Source organism: Citrobacter sp. Colony219, from assembly GCF_019382635.1.
Taxonomy (GTDB): Bacteria; Pseudomonadota; Gammaproteobacteria; order Enterobacterales; family Enterobacteriaceae; genus Citrobacter; species Citrobacter youngae.
Map to the genome: position 1 here is coordinate 3,982,570 of NZ_CP080033.1, position 9,339 is coordinate 3,991,908.

11 protein-coding genes and 2 tRNA genes are annotated in these 9,339 nt (G+C 52.3%); 7 read left to right on the forward strand and 6 right to left on the reverse strand.

What is annotated here, in order from left to right; all coding sequences use genetic code 11:
• The 3 genes from JTI85_RS21585 to fucR form a co-directional block, all read left to right on the forward strand.
• On the forward strand, window positions 1–714 hold a 714-nt coding region (locus JTI85_RS21585), incomplete at its 5' end, for an FGGY-family carbohydrate kinase (RefSeq protein WP_255574865.1).
• Window position 715: 1 nt separating this feature from the next.
• Entirely contained in the window at window positions 716–1,138 is a 423-nt protein-coding gene (gene fucU / locus JTI85_RS17760) for an L-fucose mutarotase (RefSeq protein ID WP_048213091.1), read from the forward strand.
• A gap of 58 nt (window positions 1,139–1,196) precedes the next feature.
• Window positions 1,197–1,925, forward strand: coding sequence for an L-fucose operon activator (fucR, locus tag JTI85_RS17765; RefSeq protein WP_115642949.1), 729 nt, complete (start codon window positions 1,197–1,199; stop codon window positions 1,923–1,925).
• Between the two features lie 31 nt (window positions 1,926–1,956).
• On the opposite strand, the gene rlmM is transcribed toward fucR, so the two are convergent.
• From rlmM to JTI85_RS17785, 4 genes are all read right to left on the reverse strand, one after another.
• Complete coding sequence (gene rlmM / locus JTI85_RS17770; protein WP_048213093.1) at window positions 1,957–3,057, reverse strand: 23S rRNA (cytidine(2498)-2'-O)-methyltransferase RlmM; 1,101 nt, start codon at window positions 3,055–3,057, stop codon at window positions 1,957–1,959.
• A complete protein-coding gene (locus JTI85_RS17775; protein WP_003034037.1) occupies window positions 3,050–3,445 on the reverse strand; it encodes a DUF423 domain-containing protein in 396 nt (131 codons plus the stop codon). The genes rlmM and JTI85_RS17775 overlap by 8 nt, the downstream gene beginning before the upstream one ends.
• A gap of 18 nt (window positions 3,446–3,463) precedes the next feature.
• Complete coding sequence (gene gcvA, locus JTI85_RS17780; RefSeq protein ID WP_200044852.1) at window positions 3,464–4,381, reverse strand: glycine cleavage system transcriptional regulator GcvA; 918 nt, start codon at window positions 4,379–4,381, stop codon at window positions 3,464–3,466.
• Between the two features lie 363 nt (window positions 4,382–4,744).
• Entirely contained in the window at window positions 4,745–4,972 is a 228-nt protein-coding gene (locus JTI85_RS17785) for a YgdI/YgdR family lipoprotein (RefSeq protein ID WP_003840386.1), read from the reverse strand.
• 192 nt (window positions 4,973–5,164) lie between these two features.
• On the opposite strand from JTI85_RS17785, the gene csdA reads away from it, so the two are divergent.
• Both csdA and csdE read left to right on the forward strand, forming a co-directional pair.
• Window positions 5,165–6,370, forward strand: coding sequence for a cysteine desulfurase CsdA (csdA, locus tag JTI85_RS17790; protein WP_200037674.1), 1,206 nt, complete (start codon window positions 5,165–5,167; stop codon window positions 6,368–6,370).
• Window positions 6,370–6,813 carry a cysteine desulfurase sulfur acceptor subunit CsdE gene (gene csdE, locus JTI85_RS17795; RefSeq protein ID WP_048213096.1) on the forward strand — a complete coding sequence of 148 codons (444 nt, stop codon included), beginning with the start codon at window positions 6,370–6,372 and terminating at the stop codon, window positions 6,811–6,813. The genes csdA and csdE overlap by 1 nt, the downstream gene beginning before the upstream one ends.
• 68 nt (window positions 6,814–6,881) lie before the next feature.
• Here the strand turns inward: csdE and tcdA are convergent, their stop codons facing one another.
• Together tcdA and mltA are read right to left on the reverse strand one after the other, a co-directional pair.
• A complete protein-coding gene (gene tcdA, locus JTI85_RS17800; RefSeq protein ID WP_003825630.1) occupies window positions 6,882–7,688 on the reverse strand; it encodes a tRNA cyclic N6-threonylcarbamoyladenosine(37) synthase TcdA in 807 nt (268 codons plus the stop codon).
• A gap of 134 nt (window positions 7,689–7,822) precedes the next feature.
• Window positions 7,823–8,920, reverse strand: coding sequence for a murein transglycosylase A (mltA, locus tag JTI85_RS17805; RefSeq protein ID WP_048213098.1), 1,098 nt, complete (start codon window positions 8,918–8,920; stop codon window positions 7,823–7,825).
• Between the two features lie 205 nt (window positions 8,921–9,125).
• On the opposite strand from mltA, the gene JTI85_RS17810 reads away from it, so the two are divergent.
• Window positions 9,126–9,202: transfer RNA gene (locus tag JTI85_RS17810), tRNA-Met, on the forward strand.
• A 48-nt stretch (window positions 9,203–9,250) separates the two neighbouring features.
• Window positions 9,251–9,327 (forward strand) — tRNA-Met (locus JTI85_RS17815).
• The last annotated feature ends 12 nt before the right edge of the window (window positions 9,328–9,339 follow it).

Sequence of the window (9,339 nt, forward strand, 5' to 3'; positions counted from 1 at the left end):
GTGATATCTGCCGGCCACGACACGCAGTTTGCGCTCTTTGGCGCAGGCGCGCAGCCAGATGAACCCGTGCTCTCTTCCGGTACATGGGAAATACTGATGGTACGCAGCGCACAGGTGAATACTGCCTTACTCAGCGACTATGTGGGTTCTACCTGTGAACTGGATAGCCTGCCCGGACTCAATAACCCCGGAATGCAGTGGCTTGCTTCCGGTGTCCTCGAATGGGTACGCAAGTTGTTGTGGACTGCTGATACCCCATGGCAAACGCTGATTGACGAAGCCAGGGCAATCCCGGCAGGTGCCGAAGGCGTGAAGATGCACTGCGACCTGCTGGCCTCTCAGAATGCCGGCTGGCAGGGTGTCACACTCAACAGTACCCGCGGACACTTCTACCGCGCGGCGCTGGAAGGATTGACGGCCCAGTTGCAGCACAATCTACACACACTAGAAACCATCGGTCATTTCAACGCAACAGAGCTACTTCTGGTTGGTGGAGGAAGTCGTAATGCACTATGGAATCAGATAAAAGCGAACATTCTGGGTATTCCCATCAAAGTGCTGGATGATGCCGAAACGACGGTTGCCGGTGCAGCGATGTTTGCCTGGTCCGGTATCGGCGAATTTGCCTCTCCGGAACTGGCTCGCGCGCAGGTGGACTATCAGTATCGTTACTTCTATCCACAAACAGAACCCGTATTCACAGGAGTCGAGTGACATGCTCAAAACGATTTCCCCCTTAATTTCCCCGGATCTGTTAAAGGTGCTGGCTGAAATGGGTCACGGTGATGAGATTATTTTTTCCGACGCCCACTTTCCGGCCCACAGTATGGGCCCGCAGGTTATCCGGGCCGATGGTCTGCAGGTCAGCGACCTGTTGCAGGCGATTATTCCGCTGTTTGAACTGGACAGTTACGCCCCACCACTGGTGATGATGGCCGCCGTCGAAGGAGACTCGCTCGACCTCGACGTAGAAGCGCGATATCGGCAGGCACTGTCATTACAAACACCTTGCCCGGACATCACTCGCATTGACCGTTATGCATTTTATGAACGCGCACAAAAAGTATTCGCAATCGTTATTACAGGGGAGCGGGCAAAGTACGGAAATATCCTGTTAAAAAAAGGGGTAACGCCATAATCTCTTACCTGAATGCCCGACAGGTACGGGCATTCATCGCATGATGGGGTGAGAAAACATGAAAGCAGCGCGCCTGCAAGCAATCCTGGATCTGTTGAGCAACCATAAAAGTCTGACGACTGAAACCTTATCCTCACAGCTCAATGTCAGTAAAGAAACTATCCGTCGCGATCTTACGCAACTGCAGGCGCAGGGTAAGGTACTGCGTAATCACGGGCGCGCCAAAGTGATACATCGGGTAAACCAGGACTGCGGCGAGCCGTTTCATATCAGACTGAAAAGCCATTATTCCCACAAAGCAGATATCGCCAGAGACGCGTTAACGTGGATAGAGGAAGGTATGGTGATCGCGCTGGATGCCAGTTCTACTTGCTGGTACCTGGCTCGCCTGTTGCCAGACATTAACATTCACGTATTTACGAATAGCCAACCGATTTGCCTCGAATTGGGTAAACGTGAAAATATTCAGTTGATCAGTTCCGGTGGTCGACTTGAGCGTAAATACGGTTGCTACGTTAATCCATCGCTCATCTCACAGCTAAAGTCACTTGATATCGACCTGTTCATCTTTTCCTGCGAGGGGATCGACCGTGGCGGTACACTCTGGGATTCAAATGCTACCAACGCCGATTTTAAATCCATCCTGCTTAGGCGTGCGGCGCAGTCATTATTATTGATTGATAAGAGTAAATTTAATCGCTCGGGTGAGACGCAGATTGGGCATCTGGAAAATGTGACGCATATTATTTCAGATACAGAAATGATTGAAACAACCCACGCCGGATGAGGCGTTCACGCCGCCATCCGGCATATAAGTATTATCGTTCGTCGCGACGACCACCGACGGCAGCCCACAGACGACGCACGTGAACAGTTACTTCTTCACGGTCATGATACAGCTGACGCGCCTGAATCTGGGCATTTACGCCATGTTCATCAAGCTGGGCCTGAATGTAAGCCAGGTTCTGTGATACCTCTTCGTAGCGTTTTTTCATCGGCAGCTTGAGGTTGAAAATCGTCTCACGACACCAGCCGTTGACCAGCCATTGTGCCATCAGCGCGGCAACCTTCGCTGGCTTCTCCACCATGTCGCACACCATCCATGAGATGTTGTTGCGATTCGGGCGATACTTAAATCCATCCTCCCGCAGCCAGGTGACCTGCCCGGTATCCATCAGGCTTTGTGCCATCGGACCGTTATCCACGGAGTAAACCCACATGTTGCGTTTAACCAGCTGATAGGTCCATCCGCCCGGGCAGGCCCCTAAATCCACCGCATACATTCCATTGGCCAGACGCTCATCCCACTCATCGGCAGGGATAAACACGTGCAGCGCCTCTTCCAGCTTCAACGTTGAACGGCTCGGCGCATCCGCCGGGAATTTCAGACGCGGAATCCCCATGTAGAACGGGGAGTTATTGTCAGGCCAGGAATAGCCGGTATAGCAACAGCCTGGCGCAATAAAGAAGACGTGCACTACCGGACGTTTTGGCGTTTCATGTTTTGCCAGCACGCCCGCTTCACGCAGCGCGGCGCGCAGCGGTACGGTAAATTTGCGGCAAAACTTAACCAGCTCTTTGCTTTCATTCGTGTCGGCAACTTCGACACGCAAATCGCCGCCTTTCTCCACCACGCCCTGCAGCATACCGACGATCGGTGTGATGCGGTCTTCCGGCGGCAAATATTGCAGTAGCTCGCCGACAACAAACATTTGGCGAGCAAAAATCAGCGAGCTAAACGGCAACTCTTTAACCAGCTTTTCCGCATCTTCCTGCTGATAGCATTCAAAGATGACATAACCCGCATTTTCTTTGACGCGGGCGAAACCAAAGATTTCGCGACGCCCTGCTTTATCCGTAATTTCTGCGGCGCACTCTTTTTCAAAACCCGGGCGACACAACAATACAACCTTATTCATGGCTTACGCCCTTACGTTTCAATCGAATAGCGCCCACTAACATCAGTGCCCAGCCTACAAGGAAGCTAAAACCACCGACAGGGGTAACAAACGCCCACAGGCGTAAATGAGAAAGCGCGAGGCAATACAGACTGCCGCTAAACAGCACAGTCCCTAATGCCAGGAACACGCTACTCCAGTAAAACCAAATGCTGATGCGTCGCTGCATGGCGACGGCCAGACCAAAAATAGCCAGCGTATGAAATGCCTGATACTCAAGGCCAGTCTGGATCCACCCCATTTCAACAACGCCGAGGGTTTTACTCAGAACATGTGCCCCAAAGGCTCCCAGAGCTACAAAGATAAAGCCACTGACGGCGGCAAAAATCAGCATAAAACGGCTGGTCATGTTAATACCCTACGTAAATTATTGTTCATAACGAAAGCGGAATTTTTCTTGTTCCGTGGCCGCTTTCGCCAGTATCCACTGACGGAAGGCGGCTATTTTACCCAGTTCTGCCTGACTGTCATGACAAACCAGATAAAATGCGTTTTTGCTGACCAGAACATCATTAAATGGACAAACCAGACGTCCGGCTTCAATCTCGGATTGCGCCATGACGTTATTAGCCAACGCGATTCCCTGTCCATGGATAGCGGCCTGTAGCACCATGGCGCTATGGCTGAAGATAGGTCCCTGCTGTACGTTGATATGATTCAGCCCAAGCTGGCGTGTATAAGCTTGCCAGTCACGCCGTGACGCATCGTGCAATAACGTATGTTTTGCCAGATCTTCAGGCATCTTCAGCGGTTTATCACCAGTAAGCAACAGCGGCGAGCAGACCGGCAATAAATATTCTGCGTACAATTTTTCAACGCGCAGACCCGGCCAGTTGCCGCGTCCGTAGAAAATCGCCACATCCACATCGTCAGCCAGTTTGTCTTCCTGACGGTCCACCGCCTGGATCCTGACATCGATTCCCGGATAAGCTGAGTTAAAGCTAGAGAGTCTGGGCACCAGCCATTGGATCGCAAAACTGGGCAATAAACTGACCGTAAGCGCACCTTTTGCACTACGTGCCTGAAGTTTACGCGTCGCGTCGGTTAATTGCGAAAAAATCTCTTTGATGTCGAGGAAGTAGCTTTGGCCTTCTTCCGTCAACAGTAAAGATCGATTGCGTCGACGAAACAGCTTCAGCCCAAGGAAATCCTCGAGTGACTTGATTTGATGACTTACTGCGGCCTGCGTCACAAAAAGCTCTTCTGCTGCACGCGTAAAGCTCAAATGACGCGCTGCAGCATCAAAAACACGCAACGCATTTAAGGGTGGTAATCGTTTTGACATGACTTTTAGGCTTTGATGTTAAATGAATTTAACAATTAGCTAACAGGTTGTAACCTATTAGTTTTTTTTATCTGAGCCATTATAAATTGTCCGTTGAGGTTCTACCAGCAAATACCTATAGTGGCGGCACTTCCTGAAGCCGGAACGAAAAGTTTTATCGGAATGCGTGTTCTGGTGGGCTTTTGGCTTACGGTTGTGATGTTGTGTTGTTGTGTTTGCAATTGGTCTGCGATTCAGACCATGGTAGCAAAGCTACCCTTTTTCACTTCCTGTACATTTACCCTGTCTGTCCATAGTGATTAATGTAGCACCGCCAAATTGCGGTGCTTTTTTTTGTCCGACTCTTTGTCGATGGATGACCGGTTAGTTATCCAGTTCTACCATCTCTTTCACGTCAGTGCGGTTAATCTGCTGTTTGTTGCCGTTAGCGTCTTTATACGAAATCATCCCCGTTTCATTATCGGTCTGTGGCTTACCGTCAGCTACGATTGATCGACCATCGTTGGTGTGCATCACGTAATTCGAACCGGAACAGGCGCTCAGGGCAAAAGTCAGCATACAGGCAGAAATTATGGCGGCAGTCTTTTTCATCTTCTTCTCCTTAAAGCGATTTATGCTATTAAAAACACACTCCGTAACAGGCAAAATTGTTCACCTAACGCTATTTAGCATAAGACACTGAGCGGGCTTTGCCAGGATATCCAGAGTATTCCGATGGTTAGCGCAACCCTTGTATCAATGCCCTTTTTGCGCCACGATCCGTTTACTGAACTGAGGAATACCATGAACGCTTTTAACCCCACGCAGTTTCGCGCACAATTTCCCGCACTCAACGATGCAGGTGTCTATCTCGACAGCGCCGCGACGGCATTGAAGCCGCAGGCGGTGATTGAGGCGACCCATCAGTTTTATAGTCTGAGCGCCGGGAACGTCCATCGCAGCCAGTTTGCTGAAGCCCAGCGTCTGACCGCGCGCTATGAAGCCGCGCGGGAAAAAGTCGCACGGCTGATTAACGCGCCGGATGACAAAACAATCGTCTGGACCCGTGGCACGACGGAAGCTATCAATATGGTTGCCCAAAGTTATGCGCGTCCGCGCTTACAACCGGGCGACGAGATTATCGTCAGCGTAGCGGAACATCACGCCAACCTGGTTCCCTGGCTGATGGTGGCGGAGCAAACGGGGGCCAACGTCATCAAGCTTCCGCTCAATGCCCATTTGCTGCCTGACACAGAGCGTCTGGCGGACCTCATCACCCCACGCAGTCGCATTCTGGCTCTCGGTCAGATGTCGAACGTCACCGGCGGCTGCCCTGACTTAGCCCGCGCGATTACGCTTGCTCATGCGGCAGGCATGGTGGTGATGGTGGATGGCGCCCAGGGGATTGTACATTTCCCCGCTGACGTTCAGCAGTTAGATATTGATTTCTATGCGTTCTCGGGCCACAAGCTGTATGGTCCCACCGGCATTGGCGCGCTGTACGGTAAGCCGGAACTGCTGGAAGCCATGTCCCCCTGGCTCGGCGGCGGTAAAATGATTAGCGAAGTCAGTTTTGACGGTTTCACCACCCAGGCTGCGCCATGGAAGCTTGAGGCCGGTACCCCTAATGTTGCTGGCGTCATTGGATTAAGTGCGGCGCTTGAATGGCTTGCGGATATTGATATCGTGCAAGCCGAAAACTGGAGCCGCAGTCTGGCGACGTTGGCAGAAGATATGCTGGCAAAGCGGCCAGGATTTCGTTCCTTCCGCTGCCAGGACTCCAGTCTGTTAGCCTTTGATTTCGCAGGCGTTCATCACAGCGACATGGTGACGCTACTGGCCGAATATGGCATTGCGCTGCGAGCGGGGCAGCACTGCGCACAACCGCTGCTGGCGGAGCTGGGCGTCTCCGGGACGCTGCGCGCCTCATTTGCCCCTTATAATACGCAAAGTGATGTGGATGCGTTGGTCGCAGCCGTTGACCGCGCACTGGAAATATTGGTGGACTAATGACAAGCCCTCTGCTCGCCGGACACCCGTTTGGCACAATCGTAACGGAAGAGACGTTACGCAATACTTTTATCCCGCTCACCCAGTGGGAAGATAAATATCGTCAACTTATTTTACTGGGCAAGCAACTTCCGGCCCTTTCGGATGATCTGAAAGCGCAGGCAAAAGAGATTGCCGGATGCGAAAACCGCGTTTGGCTGGGGTACAGTCTGCATGAGAATGGCACACTTCACTTCTTCGGTGATAGTGAAGGCCGAATTGTGCGCGGCCTGCTGGCGGTACTACTCACGGCTATCGAAGGTAAAACTACCGCGGAGTTACAGACGCGTTCGCCGATGGCGTTATTTGATGAGTTGGGCTTAAGCGCACAACTGAGCGCGTCACGTAGTCAGGGGCTGAATGCGCTCATTGAGGCAGCTCAGGATGCCGGATGGCAACGCTGATGCGTCTTATCCGGCCTACAACGCTGCGTGAACCGTAGGTCGGATAAGCGTCACGCCATCCGATACAATCAGGCCTGACGCGCGGCTTTCGCCATCATTTTCTTCAGCGCGTGAGAGACCGCAACAAAACCAAAGGTCGCCGTCACCATGGTGGCAGCGCCAAATCCGGATGCGCAATCCATACGCTTCGGCCCTTCCGCCGTAGCCTTCATTGCACATACCGAGCCATCTGCCTGCGGATACACCAGCGCTTCGGTCGAGAACACACAGTCCACGCCCAGTTTGCCTTTGCTGTTTTTCACCACCCCAAAATCGCTTTTCAGTCGCTCACGTAGCTTCGCCGCCAGCGGGTCCTGGATGGTTTTTGCCAAATCAACCACCTGAATCTGCGTAGGATCAATCTGCCCGCCCGCACCACCAGTGGTCACCAGCGGAATTTTATTGCGCCGGCAATAAGCGATCAGCGCCGCCTTCGGGCGCACGCTGTCGATAGCATCGATGACATACGAAAAGCCCGCGTTCATATACTCTGCAACGTTATCTGGCGTAACAAAATCATCAACTACGTTCACCCGGCACTCCGGGTTAATCTGACGGATACGTTCAGCCATCACTTCAGCTTTTGCCAGGCCAACGTTATCGCGCAGAGCATGGATCTGGCGGTTAGTATTGGTGACACACACATCATCCATATCGATAAGCGTGATGGCGCCAATGCCGGTTCGCGCCAACGCTTCCGCCGCCCATGACCCCACTCCGCCAATCCCAACCACGCAAACGTGCGATTGAGCAAACAGTTGCAGCGCATTTTCGCCATACAGACGCGCCGTACCGCCAAAACGCTGACGCCAGGCATCACTTATAACCACAGACATAGAACCTCAGATATAGAAAACAAAAAGAGCGGACAAATGCCGCCCTTGATGACTGCATCACTGCCTGATGGCGGCTACGCCTTATCAGGCCTACTCAATAATCCAGGCCGGATAAGCGAAGCGCCATCCGGCAATTAACCGCTGAATACGTTACCCGCGTTGGCCGCTGTTTTCAGCACCCACACGCGTCCGTAGTGATTATACCACCCCGCACGGTGTCCGGCGTCTGCACCAATACCCTGGTAGATATCGAAGTGCTGTCCTTTTATCGCCCCACCGACATCTAACGCCACCATCAGACGTAATTCATACTGACCGGTGAATTTACCGTTATTGTCCAGCAGCGGAACTTCCGCCAGTAACGTCGTACCCGCAGGGATAATACTGCGGTCAGAAGCCACGGATGCTCGGCCAATCAATGGTACCGCGCTGGCCCCTTTCACCGGCGCAAAAGATTGCGGTTTAAAGAAGACAAACGATGGGTTCTGCTCCAGCAGCTCACGCACTTCGGCTTCGCTGTGCGTTTCACCCCAATGACGAATAGCCTGCATCGACATATCTTCTTTTTTCACTTCGCCACGGTCGATAAGCACTTTACCGATACTGCGATAGGCGTGACCGTTTTTCCCGGAATAGCTAAAGAAGTTCAGCGGGCTGCCATCGCCAAAATCGATGTAACCACTGCCCTGAACATCCATAATGAAGTTATCCATCAGGGAGTTGCTGTATGCCAGAATGTAATTGTCGCTCAACGCGCCAGCATAGATCTCGGCACGGCTTGGTAAGCGCCCACGTTTTGGCGGCATACGATAGATAGGATACTGAAACTCGCCCTGGCGCGTATGGCGCGCCTGAATAACCGGTGTGTAGTAACCGGTAAACTGAACGTTACCGTAGTTGTCCGCCCCTTCCATTTGCCAGGCATCAATACCAAACTGGCGCATACTGCGCGTATCACCGCCCGCACGTAGCCACTGCTGGATAGCGTTGTAAACGTTACTCTGGTTACCGTACAAACGTGGCGATGCGCTGCGAATTTGATTAACCTGCTCGGCGAAATCACCGGCGTTAATTGGCGCGCCAACCGCATCAGGCTGGTTCACCAGTGAGAAAGGCTGGGTAAATTTCCCGTCTTTATACTGCTGCCCACGATCGGTGGGTTTTGAGGAACATGCTGCGAGCATCGCGACGACTGCTCCCGCCAGAAGATATTTTGCCCAACGTCCTTTCATTATTCTCGTCTTATGTTGCCTGAATGCGAGACGAAGATAACAAACCCCCGAACCTAATGAAATGCGTATACCTACCCGAACGCAAATTTTGCGCAAAAAACAATCCAGAATGCGTTGTTTTTGTTCGTTTTCGCCCTAAAAACGTGATCAAGGTGAAAAAAGGGTTGCATGAAATCATTAGCAGAGTATAGTGCGCATCCACGGACGCGGGGTGGAGCAGCCTGGTAGCTCGTCGGGCTCATAACCCGAAGGTCGTCRGTTCAAATCYGGCCCCCGCAACCAATTAAAATCAGAAGCAGTAACGTTACTCGATGGAAGAGTAATGACGGACGCGGGGTGGAGCAGCCTGGTAGCTCGTCGGGCTCATAACCCGAAGGTCGTCGGTTCAAATCCGGCCCCCGCAACCAATTAAAATCTGA

Coding starts and splice junctions, on each gene's coding strand:
- fucR (WP_115642949.1), top strand. CDS start 1,197: ATGAAAGCAGCGCGCCTGCAAGCAATCCTGGATCTGTTGAGCAACCAT.
- rlmM (WP_048213093.1), bottom strand. CDS start 3,057: ATGAATAAGGTTGTATTGTTGTGTCGCCCGGGTTTTGAAAAAGAGTGC.
- JTI85_RS17785 (WP_003840386.1), bottom strand. CDS start 4,972: ATGAAAAAGACTGCCGCCATAATTTCTGCCTGTATGCTGACTTTTGCC.
- JTI85_RS17775 (WP_003034037.1), bottom strand. CDS start 3,445: ATGACCAGCCGTTTTATGCTGATTTTTGCCGCCGTCAGTGGCTTTATC.
- gcvA (WP_200044852.1), bottom strand. CDS start 4,381: ATGTCAAAACGATTACCACCCTTAAATGCGTTGCGTGTTTTTGATGCT.
- fucU (WP_048213091.1), top strand. CDS start 716: ATGCTCAAAACGATTTCCCCCTTAATTTCCCCGGATCTGTTAAAGGTG.
- tcdA (WP_003825630.1), bottom strand. CDS start 7,688: ATGTCTGTGGTTATAAGTGATGCCTGGCGTCAGCGTTTTGGCGGTACG.
- csdA (WP_200037674.1), top strand. CDS start 5,165: ATGAACGCTTTTAACCCCACGCAGTTTCGCGCACAATTTCCCGCACTC.
- csdE (WP_048213096.1), top strand. CDS start 6,370: ATGACAAGCCCTCTGCTCGCCGGACACCCGTTTGGCACAATCGTAACG.
- mltA (WP_048213098.1), bottom strand. CDS start 8,920: ATGAAAGGACGTTGGGCAAAATATCTTCTGGCGGGAGCAGTCGTCGCG.